Origin of the sequence: Tessaracoccus defluvii (assembly GCF_014489575.1) — a bacterium.
Taxonomy (GTDB): domain Bacteria; phylum Actinomycetota; class Actinomycetes; order Propionibacteriales; family Propionibacteriaceae; genus Arachnia; species Arachnia defluvii.
In genome coordinates this window covers 880,268-905,381 of the sequence record NZ_CP060789.1, presented here as the reverse complement: position 1 = coordinate 905,381, position 25,114 = coordinate 880,268, and the positions used below count along the sequence as shown (strand labels likewise).

At 69.8% G+C, this 25,114-nt stretch carries 26 protein-coding genes and 4 pseudogenes; 10 read left to right on the top strand and 20 right to left on the bottom strand.

All coding sequences use genetic code 11. The annotated features are described in order from the left end of the window. Positions 1–12: 12 nt before the first annotated feature. The gene (locus H9L22_RS18500) at positions 13–522 is read left to right on the top strand and encodes a hypothetical protein (RefSeq protein ID WP_226966110.1); all 510 of its coding nucleotides are present in this window, start codon (positions 13–15) and stop codon (positions 520–522) included. Then, positions 519–1,724: an exodeoxyribonuclease V subunit alpha gene (recD, locus tag H9L22_RS04215; protein ID WP_264292543.1), complete on the top strand. Its 1,206-nt coding sequence runs from the start codon at positions 519–521 to the stop codon at positions 1,722–1,724. The genes H9L22_RS18500 and recD overlap by 4 nt, the downstream gene beginning before the upstream one ends. A 2-nt stretch (positions 1,725–1,726) precedes the next feature. Here the strand turns inward: recD and H9L22_RS19525 are convergent, their stop codons facing one another. Together H9L22_RS19525 and H9L22_RS04210 are read right to left on the bottom strand one after the other, a co-directional pair. Then, positions 1,727–1,978, bottom strand: a complete 252-nt coding sequence (locus tag H9L22_RS19525; RefSeq protein WP_264292542.1) for an aminotransferase class I/II-fold pyridoxal phosphate-dependent enzyme — start codon at positions 1,976–1,978, stop codon at positions 1,727–1,729. Continuing rightward, positions 1,861–2,921, bottom strand: a pseudogene (locus H9L22_RS04210) (amino acid aminotransferase). Before H9L22_RS04210 ends, H9L22_RS19525 begins: the two are co-directional and overlap by 118 nt. 137 nt (positions 2,922–3,058) lie before the next feature. Here H9L22_RS04210 and H9L22_RS04205 point away from each other — a divergent pair. The 6 genes from H9L22_RS04205 (at position 3,059) to H9L22_RS04180 (ending at position 7,042) form a co-directional block, all read left to right on the top strand. Next, the gene (locus tag H9L22_RS04205) at positions 3,059–4,204 is read left to right on the top strand and encodes a carboxylate-amine ligase (RefSeq protein ID WP_187721720.1); all 1,146 of its coding nucleotides are present in this window, start codon (positions 3,059–3,061) and stop codon (positions 4,202–4,204) included. Then, positions 4,201–4,929, top strand: a complete 729-nt coding sequence (locus H9L22_RS04200) for a glutamine amidotransferase (RefSeq protein ID WP_187721719.1) — start codon at positions 4,201–4,203, stop codon at positions 4,927–4,929. The genes H9L22_RS04205 and H9L22_RS04200 overlap by 4 nt, the downstream gene beginning before the upstream one ends. A 119-nt stretch (positions 4,930–5,048) precedes the next feature. Next, the gene (locus H9L22_RS04195; protein ID WP_187721718.1) at positions 5,049–5,336 is read left to right on the top strand and encodes a hypothetical protein; all 288 of its coding nucleotides are present in this window, start codon (positions 5,049–5,051) and stop codon (positions 5,334–5,336) included. Then, entirely contained in the window at positions 5,333–5,911 is a 579-nt protein-coding gene (locus H9L22_RS04190; RefSeq protein ID WP_187721717.1) for a WhiB family transcriptional regulator, read from the top strand. Before H9L22_RS04195 ends, H9L22_RS04190 begins: the two co-directional genes overlap by 4 nt. Next, positions 5,908–6,558 carry a helix-turn-helix domain-containing protein gene (locus H9L22_RS04185; RefSeq protein ID WP_187721716.1) on the top strand — a complete coding sequence of 217 codons (651 nt, stop codon included), beginning with the start codon at positions 5,908–5,910 and terminating at the stop codon, positions 6,556–6,558. The genes H9L22_RS04190 and H9L22_RS04185 overlap by 4 nt, the downstream gene beginning before the upstream one ends. 154 nt (positions 6,559–6,712) lie before the next feature. After that, the gene (locus H9L22_RS04180; RefSeq protein ID WP_187721715.1) at positions 6,713–7,042 is read left to right on the top strand and encodes a hypothetical protein; all 330 of its coding nucleotides are present in this window, start codon (positions 6,713–6,715) and stop codon (positions 7,040–7,042) included. Positions 7,043–7,722: 680 nt separating this feature from the next. On the opposite strand, the gene H9L22_RS04175 is transcribed toward H9L22_RS04180, so the two are convergent. From H9L22_RS04175 to H9L22_RS04115, 13 genes and pseudogenes are all read right to left on the bottom strand, one after another. Continuing rightward, positions 7,723–8,550 carry a hypothetical protein gene (locus H9L22_RS04175; RefSeq protein WP_187721714.1) on the bottom strand — a complete coding sequence of 276 codons (828 nt, stop codon included), beginning with the start codon at positions 8,548–8,550 and terminating at the stop codon, positions 7,723–7,725. Then, positions 8,547–8,753, bottom strand: coding sequence for a hypothetical protein (locus H9L22_RS04170; RefSeq protein ID WP_187721713.1), 207 nt, complete (start codon positions 8,751–8,753; stop codon positions 8,547–8,549). The genes H9L22_RS04175 and H9L22_RS04170 overlap by 4 nt, the downstream gene beginning before the upstream one ends. Before the next feature lies 1 nt (position 8,754). Then, complete coding sequence (locus H9L22_RS04165; RefSeq protein ID WP_187721712.1) at positions 8,755–9,063, bottom strand: type 2 periplasmic-binding domain-containing protein; 309 nt, start codon at positions 9,061–9,063, stop codon at positions 8,755–8,757. Then, positions 9,060–9,494, bottom strand: a complete 435-nt coding sequence (locus H9L22_RS04160) for a hypothetical protein (RefSeq protein WP_187721711.1) — start codon at positions 9,492–9,494, stop codon at positions 9,060–9,062. The genes H9L22_RS04165 and H9L22_RS04160 overlap by 4 nt, the downstream gene beginning before the upstream one ends. Before the next feature lie 144 nt (positions 9,495–9,638). Next, entirely contained in the window at positions 9,639–9,920 is a 282-nt protein-coding gene (locus H9L22_RS04155) for a WhiB family transcriptional regulator (RefSeq protein WP_187721710.1), read from the bottom strand. Then, positions 9,917–10,066: a hypothetical protein gene (locus tag H9L22_RS04150; RefSeq protein ID WP_187721709.1), complete on the bottom strand. Its 150-nt coding sequence runs from the start codon at positions 10,064–10,066 to the stop codon at positions 9,917–9,919. Before H9L22_RS04150 ends, H9L22_RS04155 begins: the two co-directional genes overlap by 4 nt. Before the next feature lie 10 nt (positions 10,067–10,076). Beyond that, positions 10,077–11,570 carry a DUF3631 domain-containing protein gene (locus H9L22_RS04145; RefSeq protein WP_187721708.1) on the bottom strand — a complete coding sequence of 498 codons (1,494 nt, stop codon included), beginning with the start codon at positions 11,568–11,570 and terminating at the stop codon, positions 10,077–10,079. A gap of 47 nt (positions 11,571–11,617) precedes the next feature. Further along, complete coding sequence (locus H9L22_RS04140; RefSeq protein WP_187721707.1) at positions 11,618–11,974, bottom strand: hypothetical protein; 357 nt, start codon at positions 11,972–11,974, stop codon at positions 11,618–11,620. Further along, positions 11,971–12,258, bottom strand: a complete 288-nt coding sequence (locus H9L22_RS04135) for a hypothetical protein (RefSeq protein ID WP_187721706.1) — start codon at positions 12,256–12,258, stop codon at positions 11,971–11,973. Before H9L22_RS04135 ends, H9L22_RS04140 begins: the two co-directional genes overlap by 4 nt. Next, complete coding sequence (locus H9L22_RS04130; protein WP_187721705.1) at positions 12,255–12,539, bottom strand: hypothetical protein; 285 nt, start codon at positions 12,537–12,539, stop codon at positions 12,255–12,257. Before H9L22_RS04130 ends, H9L22_RS04135 begins: the two co-directional genes overlap by 4 nt. Positions 12,540–12,671: 132 nt before the next feature. Next, positions 12,672–13,223 (bottom strand): hypothetical protein, encoded by a 552-nt coding sequence (locus tag H9L22_RS04125; RefSeq protein WP_187721704.1) that lies wholly within the window; start codon positions 13,221–13,223, stop codon positions 12,672–12,674. Beyond that, positions 13,220–14,136: pseudogene (locus H9L22_RS04120) on the bottom strand (tyrosine-type recombinase/integrase). The gene H9L22_RS04125 and the pseudogene H9L22_RS04120 overlap by 4 nt, the downstream one beginning before the upstream one ends. Positions 14,137–14,261: 125 nt before the next feature. Continuing rightward, positions 14,262–15,509: pseudogene (locus tag H9L22_RS04115) on the bottom strand (RNA polymerase sigma factor); the annotation flags it as partial. A gap of 305 nt (positions 15,510–15,814) precedes the next feature. Between H9L22_RS04115 and H9L22_RS04110 the strand changes: the two are divergent. After that, positions 15,815–16,747: a sigma-70 family RNA polymerase sigma factor gene (locus H9L22_RS04110; protein ID WP_187721702.1), complete on the top strand. Its 933-nt coding sequence runs from the start codon at positions 15,815–15,817 to the stop codon at positions 16,745–16,747. A gap of 58 nt (positions 16,748–16,805) precedes the next feature. On the opposite strand, the gene H9L22_RS04105 is transcribed toward H9L22_RS04110, so the two are convergent. The 4 genes and pseudogenes from H9L22_RS04105 to H9L22_RS04090 all read right to left on the bottom strand — a co-directional run bounded on the left by H9L22_RS04105 (position 16,806) and on the right by H9L22_RS04090 (position 23,714). Beyond that, the gene (locus H9L22_RS04105) at positions 16,806–17,645 is read right to left on the bottom strand and encodes an acyl-CoA thioesterase (protein ID WP_187721701.1); all 840 of its coding nucleotides are present in this window, start codon (positions 17,643–17,645) and stop codon (positions 16,806–16,808) included. Between the two features lie 34 nt (positions 17,646–17,679). Continuing rightward, positions 17,680–21,485 (bottom strand): annotated as a pseudogene (gene hrpA, locus H9L22_RS04100) (ATP-dependent RNA helicase HrpA). Further along, positions 21,482–22,771, bottom strand: coding sequence for a universal stress protein (locus H9L22_RS04095; protein ID WP_187721700.1), 1,290 nt, complete (start codon positions 22,769–22,771; stop codon positions 21,482–21,484). The pseudogene hrpA and the gene H9L22_RS04095 overlap by 4 nt, the downstream one beginning before the upstream one ends. A gap of 43 nt (positions 22,772–22,814) precedes the next feature. Then, a complete protein-coding gene (locus H9L22_RS04090) occupies positions 22,815–23,714 on the bottom strand; it encodes a T3SS (YopN, CesT) and YbjN peptide-binding chaperone 1 (RefSeq protein WP_187721699.1) in 900 nt (299 codons plus the stop codon). Positions 23,715–23,813: 99 nt separating this feature from the next. Between H9L22_RS04090 and H9L22_RS04085 the strand changes: the two genes are divergently transcribed. Continuing rightward, a complete protein-coding gene (locus H9L22_RS04085; protein WP_187721698.1) occupies positions 23,814–24,725 on the top strand; it encodes an AEC family transporter in 912 nt (303 codons plus the stop codon). Here the strand turns inward: H9L22_RS04085 and H9L22_RS04080 are convergent. Beyond that, positions 24,682–25,086: a histidine phosphatase family protein gene (locus H9L22_RS04080; RefSeq protein ID WP_187721697.1), complete on the bottom strand. Its 405-nt coding sequence runs from the start codon at positions 25,084–25,086 to the stop codon at positions 24,682–24,684. The two genes, H9L22_RS04085 and H9L22_RS04080, sit on opposite strands and share 44 nt — an antisense overlap. Positions 25,087–25,114 lie beyond the last annotated feature (28 nt).

The following is a 25,114-nucleotide window of genomic DNA, read 5'->3' as shown; positions in this document are numbered from 1 at the left end:
TGGGAGGCATCCGTGCTTGAGATCCCGATCGCCGCCGCCGGCGTGCTGCGCGACTTCTGCGAGGCCGGCATGCTGCGGCTGGCCGACTTCCATGTGGCCCGCCGCCTGGCCCAGCTGGCCGGTGAGGCCGACCCGACGGTGACCCTCGCGCTCGCGCTCGCCGTGCGGGAGCTGCGCCTGGGATCGGTGTGCCTGGACCTCGTCACCGCAGAGGCGACGCTGCTGCCCGAGGCCGACCTCGGCGACGCCCAGGCCCCCGCCGACGCCGTCCCCGCCCTGACCTGGCCGGAGCCGACCGCCTGGGTCGCCGCCGTCGGAGCCTCCCCCGCCGTCGCCCGCCCCCTGGACGTGGACGCACCGTTCCGCCTCGAGGGGACGCTCCTGTACCTCGACCGCTACTGGCGACAGGAGCGGTCGCTGGCCCGCGCGCTGCGGGCCCGCAGCGAACTCACCGTCGACCCATCGCCGTCACGTTCGCAGACGACGAGAAGTTCGACGACCTCCAGCGTGCCGCGGTCGTGACGGCTCTGCGCCACAGCACCACGGTGATCACCGGCGGGCCCGGCACCGGCAAGACCACCATCGTCCACCGCATGTTGCAGGCCCTGGCGCCGACCTCACCGCGGGTGGCGCTCTGCGCTCCCACCGGCAAGGCCGCCACCCGGCTCCTGGCCGAGGTCGGCGGCACCTCCGGCGCCACCTGGGGCGGCACACTGCACCGGCTGCTGGGTATGCGCCCCCGCTCGGCGAGCGTCGAGTACCACGCGGGCAACCCGCTGCCCTACGACGTGGTGGTGGTCGACGAGACGTCCATGGTGTCGTTGGAGCTCATGGGGCTGCTGCTCGACGCCTTGTCGGAGCGGAGCAGGCTGGTGCTGCTGGGTGATCCGCACCAGCTCCGCTCCGTCGAGGCGGGCGCCGTGCTGGCCGACATCGAGGCGGCCGACGATCTCGTCACGGCCCCGGGCGGCGCCGTCGCCAGGCTGCTGCACAACTACCGCTCCAACGACGACATCAACGCGCTGTCCGACGCCATCCTCGCCGGCGACGCCGACGCCGCCCTGGCCGTGCTGGAGGAAGCCGCGACCATCGCGCTGATCGACTTCGCGGGTGACATCGATCCGGCGGCGTTGCCGACAGTGAGACGCGACGCCCTCGCCGTCGCGTCCGCGACCAGGGCCGCCGCCCTCGACGGGGACGCCTCGTCCGCCAACGCGGCGCTCGCCGGCCACCGCATCCTGTGCGGGCACCGCGAGGGACCGTTCGGCGTGACCCACTGGGGACGGTCCGTGCGCTCCTGGCTGGCCACGCAGCTCGACGGCTACGGCTTCGACCACCGCGCCTACCCCGGCCAGCCGCTCCTGATCCAGCGCAACGGCGATCTCTTCAGCAACGGTGACACCGCGGTGGTGATCGCCGGGGGCGACGGCTCGCTGTCGGCCGCCGTCGATCTGCCGGCCGGGCCGGTGACCGTCGCCCCCGCCCTGCTGGACGACGCGGTCGACCTGCACGCCATGACGATCCACAAGTCGCAGGGCAGCCAGTTCGAGCTCGTCTCGGTGGTGCTGCCCCCGCCCGGCTCGCCGCTGCTGACCCGGGAACTCCTGTACACGGCCGTCACGCGGGCGCGGACGGGCCTGCGGATCTACGGCTCGCGGGAGGCCCTTGCCGCCGCGGTGGAGACGCCGGCGCGCCGGGCCAGTGGGCTGGCCCGGGCGCTCTGACCTCAGCCGCGGACGGCGGCGATCGCGTCGGCGACGCGCTCGAGGTTGCGGTCGTTGAGGGCGGCCACGCACATCCGGCCGGAGTCCAGCCCGTAGACGGCGTGCTCCTCCCGCAGCGCCACCATCTGCTCACGCGTCAGGCCCGAGTAGCTGAACATGCCGAGCTGGTCGGCGATGAAGCCCATGTCGGCGATGCCGCGGGCGGCAAGGGCGTCGACGAGGCCGCGGCGCAGCGACTTGATGCGGTCGCGCATGGCCCCAGCTCCGCCTCCCAGCCGGCCCGCAGCTCGGCGTCGGCCAGCACCGTCGCGACGAGGGCCGCACCGTGCGTGGGCGGGTTCGAGTAGTTGGTGCGGATCACGATCTTCAGCTGGGATTGGACCCGCTTCGCCTCGTCGGCCGACGCCGTGACCACCGACAGCGAGCCGATGCGCTCGCCGTAGAGGCTGAACGACTTCGAGTACGACGTCGACAGCAGGAAGCTCAGGCCTGCGTCGACGAACTTGCCGATGACGGCGCCGTCCTCGGCGATGCCGAAGCCGAACCCCTGGTAGGCCATGTCGAGGAACGCGACCAGGTCCCGCTCGCGGATGACGTCGATGACGGCGTCCCACTGCGCGGGGCTGAGGTCGTAGCCGGTCGGGTTGTGGCAGCAGGCGTGCAGGACGACGATCGTGCCGGGGGCCGCGGCGCGCAGGTCGTCGAGCATCCCCTGGGCGTCGATGCCCTTCGCCTCGGCGTCGTAGTACCGGTAGGTGTCGACGGCGAAGCCGGCCCGCGTGAACAGGGCGCGGTGGTTCTCCCAGCTCGGGTCGGAGATGAGCACCTTCGCCTCGGGGCGAGGTGGTGGGCGAGGTCGGCGCCAATCTTCAGGGCGCCGGTGCCGCCGAGTGACTCGGCCGTGACGACCCGTCCGTCGGCCAGGACGGGCGCGTCGGCACCGAACACGAGGCCGCGGACGGCGTCCCGGTAGGCGACCATGCCGTCGATGGGAAGGTAACCCTTCGGCGCGGCGGCTTCGGCGAGGCGCTGCTCCGCGACCGCCACGGAGCGCAGCAGCGGCAGCTTGCCGTCCTCGCCGAGGTACACGCCTACCCCGAGGTTGACCTTCTCCGGTCGCTTGTCGGCCTGGAAGGCCTCGGTGAGGCCGAGGATCGGATCTGCGGGGGCGAGTTCGGCGCGCGCGAACAGAGACATGGGCGGGTCCTCTCTTGTCGGGCCCACACTATCCGCCCGGCCGGCCCCCACCGTCGCCTTGCTCGCTGGGCGGCACCGCGATCGGCTCGCGGTGGCCTCCCGTGCATTACTCTGCCGCCAGTAGGCGGGAGGTCACGATGAGGGTCAAGTTCGCTCAATCACGCCAGTCGACGCTCGGGATCGAGTGGGAGCTGGCCGTCATCGACGCGCGCACCATGGAGCAGGTGCCGGAGGCCCACGTGCTGTTGGACGGCCTGTCCGACCCCGTCAACGGGCCCATCAGGCGCGAGTACTTCACGTCGATGATCGAGCTCGTCACAGGGGTGCACGACACGGTGCCCTCCGCCGTCGCCGAGCTGCGCTCGCTGCTGGACCAGGCCCTGTCGGTGCTGGAGCCGCGAGGGCTGACGCTGCTGGGCGCCGGCACCCACCCGTTCGGGGACCCTGCGCTGCAGCGCCCCTACGACAAGCCGCAGTACCGGCGGGTGACGGAGCGCAACGGCTGGTGGGGCCAGCAGCTGGCCATCAACGGCCTCCACATCCACACGGGGGTCGACGACCGCGAGAAGGCGCTGCCCATCGTCTACGGGCTGGCCCGGTTCACCCCCTACTTCATCGCGCTGTCGGCCAGTTCTCCGCTGTGGCGCAACGTCGACACCCGGTTCGCGTCGCAGCGCACCATGCTGTTCCAGCAGCTCCCCACCAACGGCCTGCCGTACCACATGGCCGACTGGGCGGAGCTGGAGAGCTACGCCTCCCAACTCGAGGGCGTCGGCATGATCCAGAACCCCTCCGAGATCCGGTGGGACGTCCGGCCCTCGCAGTGGGGCACCGTCGAGAACCGCACCATGGACTCCGTCCCCACCCTCATGGAGGTCGGCGCGCTCGCGGCCTTCAGCCAGTGTCTCGCCCAGAAGATGTCCGAGGTCCTCGAGGAGGGCGGCTCCATCGACCGGCTGCCCTACTGGTTCATGCGGGAGAACAAGTGGCGGGCGGCCCGCTACGGACTGGCCGCCGACGTCATCACCCCCCGCAAGGACGACTACCTCATCCACGCCTACGACGGCATCCTGCGTTGGGTCGAGGATCTGAGGTCGGTCGCGGAGCGGCTCGGCTGCGCGGGCGAGTTGCAGCACGTCGCCGACCTCGTAACCCGTGGGCCCAGCTACCTGCGCCAACGGCGGCTGCTGACCGCCGGCCACGACCCGGTCGCCGTCACCAGGGCGCTGGCCGACGAGCTACGCTCCGGGGTTCCAGCCTTCTCTCCCCGGGAGCCCCAGTGAAGCCCTTCCTCCTGCTCAGCGTCCGGCCTGAGGATGACGCCGCCGAGAGCGAGCGCCTGGCGATCGCCCGGCTCGCAGGGCTGACCCCGGAGGAACTGCACAGCGTCAGGCTGGCGACGACGACGCTCCCGGACATCGACATCGACGACTACGCCGGAGTCTTCCTGGGCGGCGGTCCCTTCAACGCGAGCGATCCGGTGAAGTCGCAGACCCAGCTGCAGGCCGAGGCGGACCTGGGGCGCGTCATCGACGCTGCCATCGAGCGGGACATGGCATTCCTCGGCCTCTGCTACGGGGTGGGGGCGCTGACCGACCGGCTCGGCGGGTTGGTGGACCGGACCTACGGCGAGGCCGCGGGGACGGCGACCATCTCCGTGACGCAGGCAGGCAGGGACGACCCCCTGTTCCTGGGCGTCCCCGACGTGCTCGAGGCGTTCGTCGGGCACAAGGAGGCCGTGACCCGGCTGCCGGAGGGCGCGGTGGTGCTGGCGACGGGCGAGCTCTGCCCCGTGCAGGCGTTCAAGGTGGGGCGGCGCGTCTACGCCACCCAGTTCCACCCCGAGCTGGATCCCGCCGGCATGGCGGAGCGGCTGCAGATCTACCGCAACCACGGCTACTTCGATCCCGACAAGACCGAGGAGCTCGTGGCCGAGGCGCTGGCGGCGCCGGTCGGCGCTGAGGTCAACCGGCTGCTCGCCAACTTCGTGGCGCTCGCGCGCCGGTAGGCCTCAGTCGAGGTAGTCCCGGATTAGGGACGCCTTAGCGCTGTGCGGTCAGGCATCCTCAGCAGGGGGCAAGGTAGCGCTGTGGGTCGGAATATTCCCGACTGACAAGGAAGCCACCCATGACCCCCACAACTCACACTCCCGTCGATCTGTGGTCGTTGCGTCAAGACGTGGTCGCGGCCGAGGGCTACGCGGCCACGGTGGGCACGTCGACGCTCGACGATCTCGACCGGCTGCTCCACAAGCTCGATCCGGTGGGCCTGGTCGCTGCTGGCGTGTTCGCCTCGTTCGAGGAAGTGTACGCGTTGCGCGCTGTCGTCTCGGTCAACGTTGACGCGCTTCGTCGGGTCGCTGCTGCTCGGGCCGCGCTCGAGGGTGCGCGCCAGGCCGAGGGGGTCGGGGCATGAGCACCGCGGGGACGGCCAGGGAACGAGTCCTGACCGAGGTGGCTGTGCGTACCGAGGTGAGCGCGCTGGCTGCGGTGCTCGGGGTCAGTGCGGTGAGGCTGGGGCGGCGGCTGCGCGAACACGGCCTCGTGACGGACATGGCGTTCCTGCTGGAGGTTGCCGGCATTGTCGGTGTCGACACGACGGAGCTGGTGCGCCACCTCGACGCAGACCCGGACGCTTTCGACCATGGCACCGGGCCGTGCCTGGTGAGGGACTGCCCTAGTTGTTCCTGGTACGGCGGGCCGGTCACGACCGCGTTGGCTGAGCTCCATGCAGCGATCACACGGGCGCAGGCCGAGGGCCAGCCGGTGCCGTGCGTCGGCCGGGCCGAGTGGGTCTCCGAGCGTGCCGACGATGTCCGGCACGCAAGGCGGCAGTGCGGGGAGTGTCCGGTGTTGATGCTGTGTGAGCAGGCGGCCCGCGAGGTCGAGCCTGACTCCGGAGTGTGGGCGGGTCGGGACATGGCCGCGGCTGCAAGGGTGCGGGCGTACTGCGGCCAGCGGCCCGTCGTCTCGATCGGGGCCGGACGATGAGCAGCCAGCAGCACGTGAGCCGAAAGGGCTCAGCTCCGGAGATCCGCGCTGGTGCGCCGCTGGGTGTGATCCTCGACGCGCTCGGCCGCGCCGGCTGGGGGCCGTTCCATGGCCGCTACTACGGGGCAACCCGGGCGATCCTCCAGGCCCTCGGCGCGCTGCTCGGTCCCTCCGGGCAAGGAGACGTGACAGCTGGGCAGGTCGCCGACGCGGCCGGCTACTCGGAGTTGTGGACCCGTCGCAAGCTCCACGAACTCGAAGAAGCCGGCGTCCTGACGTGGGATCGCGGCGGGGTGCAGCACGGCCGCCCAACGGCCGGGTTCATCCGCGTGTCGAAGACGGCGTTGGCGGACCTCACGAACCGGGCACGCCAGGCCGGCAACCCAAAAGCGTTGGACCGGGCGAGGGAGACCGCAAAGCGGATCGCCGCGGCCGGTCTGCGCTTCACGAAACGAGCTGCTCGTCGGCCGGTGATCGGCCCAACCGAAACTAAGCAGCAGCCCTCTCCTCTTAAGAGGGAAGAAGGCGGGCGCTGCGCGGCCCGACCCGTCACGCACACGACGATCAGCGGCCCACGGCCAGCGGTCGGGGCCCGCTCCGCCGCGCTACGCGCCCTGCTCGCCACACGGGCACCAGTGCCCGCCTAGGCGCGCCACGCTGACACCTGCTCCAAGTGCCAGGTGCGCAGAATTACGCACCTGACCCGAGGTGGCAAGGCTCCTTGTCACCCGTCACCTGTCCGAATCCTGCCCTCCTGGCGCCTGTCCAGTCGATACAACCACCACGAAGAAGGAACTGACCATGGTCAGCATCGATATCACCAAAATCACCTGCCCAATCAGTCGGCACGACGACCCCGAGGCCGCCGCGCAGTGGGCCGGCCTCGTCGCTCTCTACACCGACCACGGCGAAGACACCGTGATGACGGCGGGCCGGATCGAGGCCAACCTCGACAACGCCGACGCGTTCGAGGACGAGGCCAGCGAGATCCACGACGCAGCCAAGAGCGCAGCCAACGACGTCATCAGCGACGCGCTCCACTCGCAAGCCGCAGCCCTCTACCTCCACGCCCGTTTCCTCCGCACCATCGCGGCCGCCGCTGGCATCTACGCCACCGGCCAGGACAACTAGCGCGTCGAGGGTGTGCAACTTGCACACCCTGAAGGGCCCCCGCGCACGTGTAGGTGTCCCAACTTGGGACACCTGCCCCGGCCCTCCAGGGTCCCCGCGCACGTGTAGAGGTTGTGGGTCAGGGGCCGAGATGTACGGGACCCGTACACCTCGACGTCCGACCCCCTGGCGGACCCTCTGAGGGGCTCGCGGAAGGCTCTCAGCGAAGGGCCCCATGTGGAAAAAACGCGGGGAGAGATCGGCACTTCCCCCGACGGTTGCTATTCCCCGGGCGGGGAGGGGGTAGGGGCGTCGGCGTCAGGTGTCAACGTCCGTTGACACCACCGGCACACATGGCCAGCTGCCGTGCACAGTGCCTCGCGAGGTCCAAGTTTGCGGAGTGGGGGTGTTTGCTCTATCGCGCGCGCGACCCGGTCGAGAACCTCGGGGAGAGAGGCCCTAGGGGGGCCAGGCTGGGCCGGTCTGGCGTGTGAAGCGGGATTTTCTGGGGGTGGGCTCGTTGTGCATAGGTCGGCATTCAGCCGCGCGGGTTCGTCACGTCCGCCGATGGATTGGGTGCGGGGGCTCCTCCAACGCTTGCGCGATGGACCAGGGAGGAGCCCCCGCGGCTCGAGCATGCGCTCGAGGTTGTGACGGCCCGGCCACCGGAAGGAGCAGACCGGACCGTCACGGCTTGGGGGTCAGGCCGCCACCTGGGCCCTGCGCTGCGCTTCGGCGGTCACCTTGGCGAGCAGGTCGGGGTTGGCCCGATAGAGGACGTCGTTTCCGTTCGGGACGGTTTCGACGTCGACCAGCTTCAGCTTCGGTGCCAGCTGCAGCCATCGCTGCCACGGCGCCTTGGGGTTGTACGGGGCAAGGCGGCCAGCGTCGCCCGGGTCGGTGATCGTCGCAGACCAGTCGACACCGCTGCCGACATCGTGTCGAATGTCGTTGATGCTCCCGATGGGACGGCCATCGCGGAGCGGAACAGGCGGGACTCCCGCCGTGACGCTCAGCTCCTGGCGCACAAGGAGGATGCCGTCGAGGGTCTTGGCGTGGGTCTGGGCGTTGAGCCAGGCCATGCGTACCGGCTTGTCTGCCTCGAACAGGGTCTCGATGGTGTCCGTTGGGTTGACCCCGAGCTCACGAGCTGCACGGAGGGCGTCAGCCGCCTGGTCGAACGCGGGCCGCAGCTGCGTCAGGATCTGGTTCGCGTTGGCCCGGATCTCACCCATGAGTGCAGCGTCGAGTTGTTCGCGAATCCTCTGGAGTTCCTGCGGCATTGAGGTGAGGCTGTTGTGCGCGGTGTCCGCCGCCAGGATCCTGGCCTCGTGGGCGAGTTCCTCGGGGGTCTTGTCGAGGATGTTCTCGACCGCGGCCGGGCGGGGCAGGGTGTGGATTGGGAGCGCTTGCGTCAGGGTTTCCCACTTGGTCACGGCGTCGAGCTTGATGCCGCGCTGCGTGAGGATAGCGACCAGGCTGGCTAGCTGGCCCTCGAACTTCAGGTCAAGATTGATGTGGTTGTTCACTTCTTGGTCTCCTCGACGGCGATGGCGTGCTCGATGATGAGTCGGTTGGCGAGTAGGTGGGCGATCGTGTCAGCTGGCACCCAGTTGGGCACGATGTCGCCGGGACCTAGGAACACTTGCTCGGTGTCCCAGCCCGCGCCGTGGGTTGGCCGGTCGATGGCCAGGTCCTTCACCGTGGCGGTGTGGATCGTCATCACGGGCATGTCAGTATCCCTTCCCGAGCGCGGCGGTGATCTTGTCGTAGAGCGGATCCCCCGTGGGGGTTCCGGAGTCGGCGTTCCCGCCGGCCTGGGTGGCGTCAACCACCTTCCGATAGAGCCGCTCCTCGGCGGAGAGCCGCTGTGCCCGGTACGCGGCGCGTGCCTTGCTGGCGCGCACCTGGGCACTGTGAGCGAGTCGGTTGTCGAGCTCGGCCAAGATCTCACCGGCCGTAGAGTCGGCTGGCAGCCCGAGCCGACGGGCGGCTTGCGATGCAGCGAGGGCGGAGCGCAGCGCGCTTGATTGGTTTGTCATGGCAGGTCTCCTGCGGTCTTGCTGTTCACACTCGGCCTCTGGCCCGAAAGTGCGGTCCCCGCAGGGGAGTGACTGACTCGATCTCCCGGCCCGCTGGGCCCGGCGTGATCTGTCTCCATCATTCTAGCCGACTGGCCAGCGCCAGCAGCAAGGTACGGCTTGCGTCGCAGTAACTCACGGGTGGCGGCTTCGAGGGCCTGATAGTCGACTCTGCCGTTGTCACCAACGGCCAGGTCTAGCCCGACGTGCAACTCGAAGTCGGCCGGATCGGCAAGCCAGCCCTGAAGCCACAGCGTCACCAGTTCGCGATGCTGGAGCTTGATCAGCTCCACCGCGTCGTTGAGTTGCGCCTCGGTGAGTCGGAGCCGGCGACGCCACGTGGCAGCCTCCCGGGTGACCTTCACGATCTTCGGCTCTTCAGTTCCCTTCATGACCGGCTCCTTCCTTGGGTAGCGGTTGATGCCGTCCGCAGTCGGGGCACCACAGTTCGGGTTCTCGTCGCCAGGACAGCCGCAGCAGCGGCGGCCGACGTCGAGGGCAGTTGGTCGAGTGTGTGAACTCGGGATAGGTCCGGCTCATGCGGCGGTCCTCCTTACGGCTCGGCGGGCGCCGGGTTCGAGGTCGACCCCGCCCCAGACTCCCGAGCTGGCCTTGATCGTCTTGGCGGCCGCCGAACATGCGGTGAGCACCGGGCACCACTGGCAGGCCTCGACAGCCTCGGCACGGTCGTCGAGGGCCTCGGATGTCCATTCCGGCCGGCCGATGCACGGCACCCGTTGGCCGGCGTCGAGGGCCTCCTCGATCACCTCCTGGAGGTGGCCGAGGGACTGCTCGGCGTCGAGGTCGAGGCGCATCATGCGACGCTCCCTGCGGCGTCGTGAGCAGCGGCAAGGAGATATTGGGCGATCGCCCGGGCCTCGTCCGGGGTGAGCAGTGCCTCGCACTCGGCGAACCCTCCCCAGTCGGTGGCCTGCCAGGTTCGGAACAGGATCCTCGGCGTCATCAGCAAGTCTTCAACCGAGATCCGCACGGCGAACACCGGCTCGCCCTCGTCGTCGCGCTCGACATAGACGCGTGGCTCGCTGGCATGGAAGTGGTCGGGCTCGTCGGCCTCGCGCTCGGAAATTCCGAACGTCGAGATGCGCCGGACACACCAGGCAGGGCACCCCTCGGACGAAGGAAGGCTCGGGGTCTTCGTTGGGAACTCGAGGATCATCACGCGGCCCTCCTGGTCGTCGTCTCCGAACATGCGGGGTGGGTGGTCTGTCCGGGTCAAGGATCTCCATCGGCAGACGGCACACCGAACACGTACCGATCTCGGGGCCGGCGATGGGGAGTGTCTCGACGGGGACCGGTTCCCCCTGGGGGGTCGCTATGTAACCGGACGAACCGGCCAGACCGGCCGAACCGGACGGGACGCGGTCCGGTTCGGCCGCTTCGACCGGTTCGTCCGGTTTGTTGGAGACCCCCATACCCAACCGGCCCATGACCGGCCGGACAGTCGACAGGAGGTATCCGCGTTCCCGATTCCCGTCCGTGGCGCGCACCGTGTTCACCCCGAAGGAACGCGACATCATGCGCCCGAACCGCTGAATCGTAAGCCCCTTCGGGAACCGGTCAGACGCTCCCCAGTGGTCCGGGAAGTGATCCTTCAATGCCTCCACCAAGTCGGCCGTCTGCACGAAGTCCTCACCCTCGGGCCAGACGTCGCGAAGGTTGCGCAACAACAAGATGTGCGGGGCCTCGGTCATCGCTCCGTCCTCGCGGTCGGCGCGGACCTGCTCGACGTCGGCTAGCGCCAGGTCGACCACGACCTGAGGCCAGCGGCCGCCGGCGGCAGCAGCGACACGGGCCAGCGGTTGCCACTTCTCACGGAACCGGCCAATCACCCCGGCCGGCATCTCGGGGCGAGTGCCCGCGATCAGCTCCCGGTTCTTCTCGGCCCAGCTCCCCAGCAGATCACCGAGAAGTTGGGCGTCCTCCTCGATGAGCTCCCAGTCGGATTCCGCGGCCGTGCCGTCGAGGTCGGGCAGCAGCAACACGCGGATTGTGCGCGTGCGGGTGTCATCGGGCAAGCTCGGGTTGTTCCCGGCGATCGCCACCGGCGCGAAGGTCGCCATCTCCTTCGACTCCCAGCCGCCCCCCTTGACCGGCACCAGGACCGGCCGGGTAGCGCCCCTTTTGTAGCCGGAGTTCAGGATCGCAATCAGGTCTTGCACGCCGTCCTTGTCGGGCCTCAGCGTGCGGTCGGCCTCGTCGATCAGGAGAGTTCGCACCAGCGGTTCACCGTCTGCGCTCTGGAGCAGCCGCACCAGCAGCGCCGAGGATGAGACGGCCGCCATCTGCACCGGATCGAGGCAGAGACGGGCCAGGTGCTCCAGACACGTTGTCTTGCCCGACCCCGGCATCGGCGAGTCGATCAGCAGCCGCGGCGAGCTGTAAACCTCCATCGCAACATGCGTGTGCGCGCACCACAGCGCCAGCAGGTCGAGATCCGCGTCGGCCACCGTGCGGATGTAGCGGCCAAGCCACTCACGCACATCGTCGAGGGTACTCACGACGCCACCCCCAAACCGGGGGCCGGCGTCGACGTTGCCGCAGCCACAGCCGCGGCCATGTCGGCCGCGATCACGTCGGGATAGCGACGAACAACTTCCGCGTGCTCACGGCAGGCTGCAGCAGCCTCAGCAAGGGCCTCGTCACGCTCCCTCAGCTCGGTAGCCGTGGCCTTGCCGTGGAACTCTCCAGGACGTGGACGGGCGGCCTCCAGGGCCTCAGCACGGCGCTCCCAGAACGACGGCACAGCCGCGGCCAGGATCTCCTGCACGAACCGCACGCGGTGTTGCTCCAGGGCCTCGGCCAGCGGATCGAGGCCACGCTCGGCCAGCCGGGTCAGGTCGGTGATGCTCACGGCTTCACCTCCGTCACCGGATCGAGGCGCACGACGTAGACGCGCACAAGGTGCCCCAGTTCAGCGGCACGGGTGGCGTACTTGTCCGCAGCGGACAGCGTCAGGAAGACGCGCCGGCGGGTCGAGGCTGTCGGCGTGACGACGCACACGGCGAGCGCCCCGTCGACGCCGCTAACAAGGCGCTCCATGGCCTCGTGGCGTAGACTCTTCAGCAGGTCATCCACCTGAAGATTGGTGCCGTCCGGTTCGCCAGCCGGGCGGCCTTCTTCATTCTCCGGGGTCATGCGACACCGCCCATTGCCTCGAGTTCACTCTCGGCGAGCTCGGCTTCGTCGACAGACTCCTTTGCGCGGCGCCGCGCCTTTGCGGACTTCAGCGCGAGCCGCTGGAAATAGGCCTTCTTCTTGTGCTCCGCGCGTCGAGCACGCTCCATCGGATCGAGAGTTCCGTCGGGATCGACTTCCTTCTCGAACTTCGCCAGCAGTGCGGCGCGCGCGGGGGCGGTCCTAGCTGAACGGTCAGAGGTTTGCGCCCAACTTTCATGGGCGGCGATTGATGCAACCATTCGACGGTCGCAAGTATCTTGAGCGGGCACGACGAGACCCCCTTACGGGTCGGTCTCGGTGCTCATCTCCGAGCGTGGCGTACCGCTCAAGCGTTATTCAACTGTGTATGAGCATAGCGGATCGTTACGCGGTTACGACTCTCCGATGCCTACAAAACCACCGTGGTCGAAACTCTCCAGCGTCTCGGCCTTCTCCTCCACCGACAACGCCCGCGGCCGCGGGAGCGGGAGCGGCCTCACGACGTCCGGGTTCATTCTTGGTGTCAGGTCGCGCGCGCCACTCGTGTTAAGAGTCAACACCAGTCGAAGCACATCGATCATCATCGGCCCAGCGCCACAGCGGCAGGCCACCGATACGAGATCCCAGGTCTTACCTAGCAGGAACGGCGGGGCCATGCCCCAGTACCCCTGCGCTTCCCCTGGTTCGAGTCGGTCTTCCGGGGTCATCCGTACTCCCGCTGGCACCGCGAGGAACTCAGCACGGACGCGATAGACGACAAGGAGTGCCCGCTTGCACCCAGAGCTTCCGCACCAGACATGTGCCACCTCTGCGCGCCGACGAACCGCCTTGCTGAATCCGTCAACTATCTCCTTCAGCGCCGCCGCTTCGGGAGTCGCCGCTCGGGCTGGCTCGCCGTACCCCACCTCCCCTGGCGGCAAGTCGGGGGGGTAACGCCTGCTCACAGCTCCCCCAGGTTGAGAGATTGGGCCTCGGTGATGGCGCGTTCTTCGGCTCTGGCACGGGTGTATCGCTGCAGCATGTCCGGGGAACTCCATCCCGCGACGGCCATCAGTCCCCCTTCGGAGCCGCCTCGTTCGAGCCAGCGATGCGCGGCGGTGTGGCGGAGCAGGTGAGGGTGGAAACCCTCGATCTCGGCCCCGGTGGCGCGCATCTTCAACGTCTTGTGCAGGGCGTCGTAAGAGAACTCCTTGCCGCGGTCGCCGAGCCAAAGGGCGTCGGTGTCGGCCAGGCGGTGCGTGCGACGGGTCCGGCGGTAACGGTCGATGGCAAGCGCAACCTCGGGGGCGAGTGGGACGATGCGGCCCTTGCCCCCTTCCCGCGGCGGACGATCACGGCAGGCGGGTTCCGGGTGAGGTTGAGGTCGGAGAGTCGGAGGGCGACCACTTCACCGGCGCGCATACCGGTGGTGTACATCAGTCGGATGATGGCTTCGTCGCGTTTGTCGCGGAGGTCGCTTCCGCGGCACGACTTGAGGAGTGCCTTGAGTTGCTCGTCGGTGAGGGGTTGGATGACGGGCTTGTCCAACTTGGGCGCCTTGACGCCGAGCAGCTCGTCGACCGGGATCTCCCCTTCGTCGGCCAACCAGGCCGAGAAGCGACGCACCGCGAGGTGGCGCGAAACAGCAGTCGACGGCCTGGCCCCGTCTGTGAGGAGTGCGTCGATGAAGCGGCGCAGCTGGGCGCGACTGAGTTCAGGCGTGACCTCGGCGGCTTCCGCCCATGCAAGGAAGGCGCGGACACCGTCGCCATAGGACTTGACCGTCTGCGGGGATTTCCGCTCAGCGCGCAGCGACAGTTCCCACGAGGTCAGAAGGTCGCGGAGGTCGGGTTGCGGGTGTCCCGGAGCTCGTGCCATGCCCGAAAGCATACCAAATATCCTTGACTAGAACGCTGTGCGGCACTAGTCTTGACTCAGAACCCACGGGATCTACCCGAAACCCCTAGTCAGAGAGCTGTTCGACCCGATAGGCCGAGAAGCTGTCAGTCCAGATAATCCCGGAGGACCTGCGACCGCGAGGGGTGCCGCAGCTTCGACATCGTCTTCGACTCGATCTGGCGGATCCGCTCGCGGGTCACGCCGTAGACCTTGCCGATCTCGTCGAGGGTCTTCGGCTGACCGTCGGTCAGCCCGAAGCGCATCGACACGACACCGGCCTCGCGCTCGCTGAGCGTGTCGAGCACGTCGTTCAGCTGCTCCTGCAGGAGCGTGAAGTTGACGGCGTCGGCGGGCACGACGGCCTCGGAGTCCTCGATCAGGTCGCCGAACTCGGAGTCGCCGTCCTCACCCAGCGGGGTGTGCAGCGAGATGGGCTCGCGCCCGTACTTCTGGACCTCGACGACCTTCTCGGGCGTCATGTCCAGCTCGACCGCGAGCTCCTCGGGCGTTGGTTCGCGCCCGAGGTCCTGCAGCATCTGCCGCTGGACACGGGCCAGCTTGTTGATGACCTCAACCATGTGCACGGGGATGCGGATCGTGCGGGCCTGGTCGGCCATTGCGCGGGTGATGGCCTGCTTGATCCACCACGTGGCGTACGTGGAGAACTTGTAGCCCTTGGTGTAGTCGAACTTCTCGACTGCACGGATCAGGCCGAGGTTGCCCTCCTGGATCAGGTCGAGGAACAGCATGCCGCGGCCGGTGTAGCGCTTGGCGAGAGAGACGACGAGGCGCAGGTTCGCCTCGAGGAGGTGGTTCTTGGCGCGCCGACCATCCGCAGAAATCCACTCGAAGTCCTCGAGATCCTTCGCGGCGACGACGACCTCGGTCGAGGTGAGGCGCTCCTCCGCGAAGAGTCCGGCCTCGATCCGCTTGGCAAGCTCGACCTCCTGCACGGCGTTGAGCAGGGCGACCTTGCCGATCTGCTTCAGGTAGTCCTTGACCGGGTCGGCGGTGGCACCGGCGGAGACGACCTGCTGCTCGGGCTCGTCGGCGTCGTCGGAGTCAGAGAGCGCGAAGCCCTCCTCCTCGGAGGTGAGTTCCTTCTCGAGCGGGGCCGCCTCGGCCTCCACGAACTCCGTGTCGTCGACCTCGTCGAGGGAACGCTTCTTGCCGCCGACGGTGAGGACGACGTCGTCGCCCTCCCGCTTGAACTGCACCTCGACCTCGCCGGTGGAGGCCTCCGCGATCGTCGGCTCCTTCTTCGCGGGGGCCTTGCGTGTGCGGGGCGTCTTCGTGGCGGTCGCGGCAGCCGTCTTGCGCGGCGCTCGGGTGCGGGGTGCCTTGGCGGCGCCCTCAGCGTTCTGGCTCACAGGTGATCCTCTCGGCCATATGGTTTTTGCGCGTGCGTCGCCCCGGAAACGTCAAGGGTGGCGCCCCGCCATTCTTGCACGCAATCACGCTGCTCTCAAACCGGCCCATTCCCTGGACCGGCCGCCTGCGGCCGTGGCCTGGCCTGGGGGACCTCCCCCACCCCGGTCGGGGTCCCGGGGCGGCGGATCAGACCTGGGGCTGATTTCACGGCCATGGCGCAACTCGATGGAACCTCACGGGGCCGCTGCGCGTTGTATGGGGTGACGACTGCGAAAGGTCTGAACCAATGAATACTACGTCGCGTACCCGAAGCACCGAAGGCATCGAGGGCAAGGACTCAGTGGGTCTCTACCTCGACGCGATCGCCAAGACCCCGCTGCTGACCGCCCTCGAGGAGGTCGAGCTGGCCAGGGCCATCGAGGCCGGCCTGTACGCGGCCCACGTGCTCGACGGCACCGTCGAGTCCGGCGTCGAGGCCTCGGACACGGAGCTGCGCGACATCGTCGACGAAGGCGAACGGGCGATGCAGCGCTTCGTGCAGGCCAACCTCCGGCTCGTCGTCTCGGTCGCCCGCAAGTACGGCCGTGCGCAGATGCCGCTGCTCGACCTCGTGCAGGAGGGCAACACCGGCCTCATCCGCGCCGTCGAGAAGTTCGACTACGCCAAGGGCTTCAAGTTCTCCACCTACGCCACCTGGTGGGTCCGCCAGGCCATCTCCCGTGGCATCGCGCAGCAGGGGCGCATCGTGCGGCTGCCCGTGCACGTGGCCGAGCAGGTCAACCAGGTGTCGGCGGCCCGGAGGAACCTGGAGCGCCAGCTCGGCCGGGAGCCGGAGTTGGCCGAGATCGCCGAAGAGCTGGGCCTCGAGGAGTCCCGCGTCGTCGACCTGCTGCGCTACTCCCGCGACCACGTCTCCCTCGACGCGCCCGTCGAGGCCGACGGCGACACCTCGCTCGGCGACCTGATCGCCCGCGAGACATCCCCCGGCCCGGACGAGATGGTGCTGGACGCCGAGGAGCGCGGCCGCCTCGAAGAGATGCTGACCGACCTGGACGACCGCTCGCGCGACGTGGTGCGCCGCCGCTACGGCCTGCTGGACGGCCGCCAGGCCAAGCTCGCCGACATCGGCAGCCACTGGGGCATCACGGCGGAGCGGGTGCGCCAGATCGAGCGGGCCGCGCTGGCCACGCTCCGTGCACGCCACACCGTGGCCGCCTGACCCCACCACGACCTGACGGCCCGTCCCCTGCCGGGGGCGGGCCGTCGTCGTGTCCGCGTCAGTCGAGGACGCGGATGAGGCCCTCCTGGGCGCAGGAGGCGACGGCGACACCGTCCTGGAAGAGGCGGCCCATCGCGAACCCGCGGGCGTTGGAGGCGGAGGGGGAGATCATGTCGTAGAGGAGCCATCCGTCGACGTAGACGGGACGGTGGAACCACATGGCGTGGTCGATGGAGGCGATCTGCATGCTCGGCGACAGGAACTCGATCGCGTGCGGCACCGTGGTGACGCTCAGCAGGGTGGTGTCGCTCAGGTACGCAAGAACCGCGCTGTGCAGCAGCGGGTTCTCCGGCATCGGCTCCTTGGTCCGCACCCAGGCACGCATGGATCCGCCGGAGGCGGTCGCATCGGGCCTTGCCGCCAGCCGCACATCCAGGGCATCCCATTCGGAGAGCATCGCGATGCCGCCGCCGAAGCGACGTTCGAGTACCTCCTTCAGGGAGGGGCTGGCGTCCGGCGGCTGCACGTCGAGCGGCTCGGCGGCAGAGTGGTCGAGGCCCGGTTCCCGGCGCTGGAACGAACACGTCATCTCGAAGATGACCCGGTCCCCCTGCCGGGTGACGACGCGGCGGTTGCTGAACGTGTTGCCGTCGCGGGAGACCTCCACCTCGAAGTCGAGGGGCACGTCGTTGTGTCCTGGCCGCAGGAAGTACGCGTTCAGCGAATGGACGGGCCGTTCGGGGTCCACCGTGCCGGCCGCGGCGACGAGGGTCTGCCCCAGCACCTGGCCGCCGAAGAGGCGCTGCAGGTGGGTCCGCGGCTGGGGTCCGCGGAACGTCGACTCCCCCGTCCGCTCAAGGTCGAACAGGTTCAGCAGCTCAGTCACGTCGCGGGGCACCGCACTATGGTGCCACTGACGAGGGGGTCTGTGCTCAGCCGAGCCGGGAGATGGCCTGCCGGATGCGCTTGGCCGAGACGGGCACGGAGGTCCGCAGCTGCTGCGCGAAGAGGCTGATCCGGAACTCCTCGATGAGGAACGCCACCTCCTCGACCTCGGCCCGCAGCGGACCCGGCGGCTGCGCGTCGACGACCTCTGCGTAGCGGTCTTCCACCTCATCCACCTCCGACTGCAGCCGGGCGTCGCGCTCCGGCTGCGCGGCGGCCGCCTCGAGGCGGGCGACGGCGCCTGCGGCGTAGCGCGGCAGCTGGGAGAACCACGGGTCGGGCGTGGCCGAGATGAACCGGTTGAAGAACAGGTTGTCGAGCTGGGACGACACGTCGCGGGCAGCGGGTCCTCCTGCGGCGGACAGGATCCTGGCCCGCGTGACCGCCATGAGCGCCTGCGCCACCGTGTTGACGACCGCCAGCGTGCGGCCGGGGCACTCCTGTCGCACGGCGAGCGCGACCGCCTCATACGCGGCCTGCGAGCGGACGTCGACGATCGGCCCCTGCTCCGCGGCGAGCTGCTCGCCGGCCTTCAGCCACGCGTCGGCCAGCAGCGCCGGCACGTTCGGGTACGCGGAGTCGGCCAGCGCGAGCTTCTCGGACCGGCCGAGGTGCGACACGACCCAGCGGGTCGGGTCGGGATTGGTGAGGGTGAGGAGGCGCCTGACGCCGGTCACGTGCGAACGCACCGCCCGGTCGAGGTCATCGAGGATGGCCAGTCCGACGCCCGTCGTCTCGTCCACGAGCGCGGGATAGCCGACGACGCCGCGGCCCAGGGCACGCTCCCGGGGAACCGTGCCGAACGTCCAAGACTTCTGCCCCTTCGCGGCGAGCGAACCCGCCGCCTTCGTCAGCTTCGCTGCCACCTTCGGCGCCAGCCGTTCCCGCAGCACGTCGAGCTGGTCGCCGCGGGCCACTTCGCGCCCGCCGTCGGTGATGACGAACGTCGGGCGCAGATGTGAGTCGAGGCCGGCGGGCGCCCAGTCGTCAGCTGCGACCCGGACCCCCGTCAGCGCCGTCAACGCGCGGCCGAGCGCCTCGGTGAACGGCCCCTCCCCGATCCCGTCCCGCTCCTCCAGCCAGGCCAGGGCGCGGGCCGCGTAGTCGGGCGCGGGGACGAAGCTGGTCCGCACAGACTTGGGCAGCGACCGGATCAGCGCGGTCGCCAGCTCGCGGCGGAGCCCCGGCACCTGCCAGCTGAAGCGGGCGTCGTCGAGCTGGTTCAGCAGCTCGAGGCGCACCGTCACCGTGACGCCGTCGGCGCCCGCCCCGGGTTGAACTCGTAGCTGACGGGAAGCGCGTGCCGCCCCGCCTGCCAGCGGTCGGGATAGTCGCCGGGCCGCAGCTGTGTGGCGTCGGTGACGGCGTCGTCGACGCTCAGCCGGGGCCACTCGTCACGGGGCAGGCCGCGGAGCCACTTGTCCAGGGTCGAGCCGCTGACGACCTCGTCCGGGACCCGGGCGTCGTACCAGGCGTAGAGCGCGTCGTCGGAGATCAGCAGGTCGGGACGGCGCATCCGGTCGGTCAGCTTCTCCGCCTCGGCGTAGGCGGCCCGGTTGGAGGCGACCGGTTCCTGCCTGGTCTCCCACTCCCCCTCGACGATCCCGGATCGGAGGAAGATCTGGCGCGCCTCGACGGGATGCTCGCCCGCATAGTTGGTGCGGCGCCCGGCGACGATGGGAACCCCGAACAGGGTCAGCCGCTCGGAGGCGATGACGGTGGCGGTGCGCGGGGAGAAGCGGGGCTCGGTGACGGTGCGGGTGAGCACGTCTCCGCCGACCTGCTCGATCCATTCCGGGCGCACCGGGGCCACTGTGCGGGCCCACAGCCGCGACGTCTCCACCAGCTCGAAGGCGACCACCAGGGGCGGGGTGGACTTCGACAGGGCGGAACCGGGCTGGATCGCGAACCTGGCGCCACGGGCACCCTGGTACTCGGTCAGCGGACGCCTGCCGCCGCGGGCCTGCGGCTTGGCCTTCTCCGGCTCGGCCAGCCCGACGTTCGACAGCAGGCCGCTGAGCAGGCTCGTCAGCACGTCGGCCATGGGGCCGCGGCCGCCCACGTCGAGATCGAGCTCCTTCGCCACCTCGCGCAGCTGGCTGACGAGGTCCTCCCACTCGCGGAAGCGCACGAAGTTGAGATATTCGGCCCGGCACAGCCGCCGGAACGCGCTGCCCGAGAGCGCCCGCCGCTGCTCCCGCAGGTAGGTCCACACATTGAGCAGCACCTCGAAGTCGCCGCCCTCCAGCGACGCCTTCGACGCGGCCGGGTCCTTGCGGGTGCCGGTGTGGACGGTGTGACGCAGTGGCGCGGAACCAGCGGCGGGCTCCGGCGTCCCCTCGGCGGGGGTGCCGCCCCAGAAGCGGCGGTGCAGCTGGTCGGCCTGGGCCTGGAACTCGCTGGGCCGTTCGCGGACGTCGGGGACGGTCAGGCCTGCGACGAGCACCAGCACGGTCGCCAGAGTGCTGCGGCGGTGTCCCTCGATGAGCATCCGCCCCAGCCGCGGGTCGACGGGCATCCGGGCCAGCATCCTGCCGATCCGCGTGAGCCGCACCTGCCCGTGGCGCTGCCGCGGGTGGATGGCGCCCAGCTCGCTGAGCACGCGGACGCCGTCGTTGATCTGCGAGATGACCGGCGCCTCGACGAACGGGAACGACTCCACGTCGCCGAGTCCGGCCTGCGCCATGAGCAGGATGACCGTCGCCAGGTTGGTGCGCAGGATCTCCGGCTCGGAGTAGGCGGGGCGGGCGGCGAAGTCGTCCTCGTCGTACAGGCGGATGGCGATGCCGGGCCCGATGCGGCCGCAGCGGCCGGAGCGCTGGTTGGCCGAGGCCTGCGACACCGGCTCGATCGGCAGTCGCTGCACCTTGGTGCGGGCCGAGTAGCGGGAGATGCGCGCCAGCCCGGTGTCCACCACGTAGCGGATCCGCGGGACGGTGATCGACGTCTCCGCGACGTTCGTGGCGAGCACGACCCGGCGTCGCGGCCCGGGCGCGAAGACACGCTGCTGATCAGAGGCCGACAACCGGGCGAACAGCGGCAGGACCTCCAGGTCCACGTCCAGGGCCTCGATGGCGTCCGCGGCGTCGCGGATCTCCCGCTCGCCGCTGAGGAAGACGAGCACGTCGCCGGTCGACGACTCGGTGACGATCTCCTCGATGGCCGCGGTGATGCCGTCGATCTGGTCCTCCCCCTCCGCCGGGGGCCGGTACCTGACCTCGACGGGGAAGGTGCGGCCGGACACCTCGACGATGGGCGCGTCACCGAAGTGCTCGGAGAACCGCGCCGTGTCGATGGTCGCCGAGGTGACGATGAGGCGCAGGTCCGGCCGTTTCGGCAGCAACTGCTTGAGGTAGCCGAGGAGGAAGTCGATGTTGAGGCTGCGCTCATGGGCCTCGTCGATGATGATCGTGTCGTAGCGGCTGAGGGTCCGGTCGTGGGTCAGCTCGGACAGCAGGATGCCGTCGGTCATGAGCTTGATCCGCGTCTGCGCCGTCACCTTCCTGGTGAAGCGCACCTGGTAGCCGACGAACTGGCCGAGCTCGACGCCGCATTCGACGGCGATGCGCTGCGCCACCGTCCTGGCGGCGATGCGCCGCGGCTGCGTGTGGGCGATCCGCTCCCGTCCGGCGAGCATGCAGATCTTCGGCAGCTGCGTGGTCTTGCCCGAACCGGTCTCGCCGGCCACGATCACGACCTGGTTGTCGCGGATCAGCGCTGCGATCCGCTCCGCCTCTGCCGCGATCGGCAGATTCGGCTCAACGGTGATGCGGGGTGTCGGCTCCGCCGTCATCCGCGCGTGATGTAGAGCGGGCACTCCGCGTGGGCCATGAGCCCGCGCATGAGGCCGCCGAGCCCGAAGCCGGGGATCGAGGACTCCCCGACGCCCAGCACCATCAGGTCGTAGCTGGCGCTCCGGCTGACAAGCTCGTTGATGGGGCTGTCGGTGGCCACCGAGACGGTGTACTCGACCTCCGGGAAGGCCGGGGCGAGGTCGGCGGCGATCGCCTGGATGCCGCCCTGCGCGAAGCGCACCTGCTCGTCGAGCTGCGCCGGGCTGAGCCTGCGGGCGAAGAGGCCGACGGGCGGCTGGATCGCGTGGATGATCTCCAACCGGCTGCCCAGCCGCTTGGCCTGCTCGAAGCCGGCCTTCAGCGTCTTCTCGGAGCCAGGGTCGGTCTGCAGGCCCACGCCGACGAGCCCCTTGGAGCCGACGGGGGACGGGTGGGCGGCCGCGGAGATGACCACGACGGGGCAGGACGCGTTGGCGACGACCGCGACGGACGTGGAGCCGACGAACATGCGCTCGAGCCCGGTGGCAGCGCGGCGGCCGACGACGACAAGGTCGGCGACCTCGCTGAGTCGGGCCATAACGCCGCCCGGCGAGCCCATGACGACCTCGGTCTTGATGCGTTCGGTGGGCAGGCCGATCTCCAGTGCCAGTCCCTTGGCCTGCTCGTTCGCGCTGACGCCTGCGGCCTGCAGCACCTCGGGGTCGTAGACGACGCCCCAGGCGCCGGCCATGAGCGTGTCGTCGACGGCGTTGACCAGCATGAGCTCGGCTCCGTGCCGCAGCGCGGTGTTGGCCCCGAATCGGACGGCTCGCAGGCCGTCGTCGCTTCCGTCGACGCCAACCACGATCAGTGGGACGGTTCGATCAGACATGGGCTCTCCCCTAACTCTCTCTGGTCCCGGACACGACGCGACCGGCGACGGTCGACGCGGTGATGGCCAGGCGGATGGGCCGGTCGTCGAGCCAGCTGATGCTCGCCCGTTCCGGCTCGGTCGCCGGGCCTGTGATGCCCGGACGATAACGGACCAGCCGACGGCGGACTCGTTGTCGATGTCGTCGGCCTCGAAGGCCACCTCGGTCGGCTCGACGAGCCGCGCGAGCGGCGACGACGGCGAGGTGTTGAAGACGACGGTTCCGTCGTCGATGACGAAGTTGATGGGCAGGATGGATATCCCGTCGTCGCCCAGCCACGCGATCCGGCCGATCTCTGCGTCGGCCAGCAGCGCCCAGCACTCGTCGGCGTCGAGCCGCGAGAAGTAGGTCACGGGCTGGTGTTCCCTCGTCATGGCCCAACCCTAGCGCCCGGGCGCCCCGACCGTCGGCCGCGACTCAGGTGTTCTGGAAGGTGGTGCGGCCGCCGAGCTTGACGGCGAGTTCCTCGTCGATGCCGTCGGCGATCTGGCTGACGGCCCGCAGCGCCTGGTTCAGGTGGGCGGGGACGAACGGGCGGGCCGGCACCGACACCTGCACGTAGACCCGGTCGCGGTGCAGCGCGAACCGTCCGTAGCGGGATTCGACGTTGAGGTCGTTGAGGACCTCGCAGGCGCGGCTGCGGCCGTTCACGTCGTGTACCAGCGGGGAGAACAGGATGAGTTCGGAGGCGTCCTCGCTGGATCGCAGGAACAGGATCGCCGACCCGACGCGGATGGCGACGTCGCCCTGCTCGTTGCGCAGCGGCGGGTGACCGAACGACCGCTGCAGCTCGGCCGCCACGAGGTTGTCGAGGTCCTGCCGGTTGGCGGGCTGGATCGACGCCTCGGAGCGCTTGAGCTTCTTCGGCTTGAGCGGGGTCCAGTCGGTCTCCCCCTTGAGGATCTCGGCCAGCTGGTCCGGCTCCAGGAAGATCGGATGCAGGACGCTGAACACGCCGGCCAGCGTGTCGCTGGCCAGATGGGCAAGGTCCGCGGACGCCTCCTGCGCGACGGCGGTGTGGAAGCGGGGTTCCTCGTCCGTCGGCGGGGTCCACCCGAACTCAGCGAGGCCCCTGGCCTCCTGCGCCGTCGGCCTGCCCTCGTCGGAGCCCGTCACATACGCGCTGATGACCGCGTCGTCGAGCACGGTGAACAGGATCCCCGGCTGCGGTCCTGCGCAGTCGGTGGTCGTGGCCACCGAGATGCTCAGGTCCGCCGTCGCATCCATCACCGACAGCACCTCGTCGAGGCGCCCGGCAAAGTCTTCCCAGGCCTCGCGCTGGGTGTCGTCGAAATCGAAGTCCTCGTAGTCGTTCACGCTTCCACCTCCCCTACGCAACCTAGTACAGGTTGAGTAGACAGGGTCACCGGCGTCCCCCTTCGGTGCGGGCACGCGGGGGCGCACTAGAGTGCCGCCATGGTCGCGGCGCTGCAGGGGTTCACGACGCTCGCCATCGTCATCGGGGTCGGCTGGCTGCTGGCCCGCACCCGTGTGGCCGACCGGGCCGCGCAGAAGGCCCTCGGCGACGTCGCCTTCTTCGCGGGCCAACCGGCGCTCGTCCTCATCGCGGTCGCCGACGCCGACCTCGACCTGCTCATCGGGCCCCACGTGGCGGCCTTCGGCGTGGCCTGCATCCTCTGCGGGCTCGCCTTCGCCACGCTCCAGCGCCGGCTTCTGGGAGCGAGCCGGGCCGAGGCGGCCGTCGGCTATCTCGCCACGAGCTACGTCAACGCGGGCAACCTCGGCATCCCCGTCGCCGCGTTCGCGCTGGGCGACCCGGCGTGGGCGGCGCCCGCCATGCTCCTGCAGGTGCTCATCCTGCAGCCGAGCGCGGTCGCGGTGCTCGAGTCGTCGCCGTCCGGCCGGGGACGCTCGGTGGTGGCCAGTTTCGCCACCCACCCGCTGGTGCTGGCCGGCGCCGCGGGACTGCTGCTCAACCTGACCGGGTGGCGGCCGCCGTCGCTGCTCTGGGCGCCCATCGAGACGATCGGCGCCCTGGCGATCCCGGCGATGCTGCTGGCCTTCGGCATGTCGCTCTTCGACAACCGGATGCCGCCCCTCCACCGCCTGCCCAGGGAGACGCTCGCCGCCATCGCGACGAAGTCGCTGCTCGTCCCTGCCGTGGCGTGGGGGCTCGGCCTCGCGCTCGGCCTCGACGGGCTGCCGCTGCGCGCCGCGGTGATCCTGGCGGCCCTGCCCACCGCCCAGATCGTGTTCGTGCACTCCCTGCGGTACCAGGTGGCCACCCCGCTGGTGCAGGCGACGACGCTGTGGTCGACGGTCTTCAGCGTTCCGGTGATCCTGCTCGCGACGCTGGTGGTGGGCTGAGGCCCGCCGGGTCAGGGGCGCCGTCCCAGCGGACCTCCGAGACATGGGCGTCGCCCGGGGTCTCCTCCGCCACGAGGGCGTCGTAGGAGCGGCCCTCCAGGCTTCCGAGCGCCACGTCGCGCAGCCGCTCGTCCGTGACGACCGCGAGCCCGTGGGCGTCGGCGATCCGTTCCGCCGTCTGCCGGGCACGCAGCAGGTCGCTGCTCCACACCGCAGTCACGCCGTGGGCGGCCAGTCGGTCGGCCATGTCACGCGCCTGTGCGTGGCCGGTCACCGTCAACGGGATGTCTGGCGTCTGACCCTGCAGGCGGCGTTCCAGGTTCCAACTGGACTGCCCGTGGCGCGCGAGATGGAGGATCACGGGGCGAGTCTAGGGCCGTCCGCCGCAT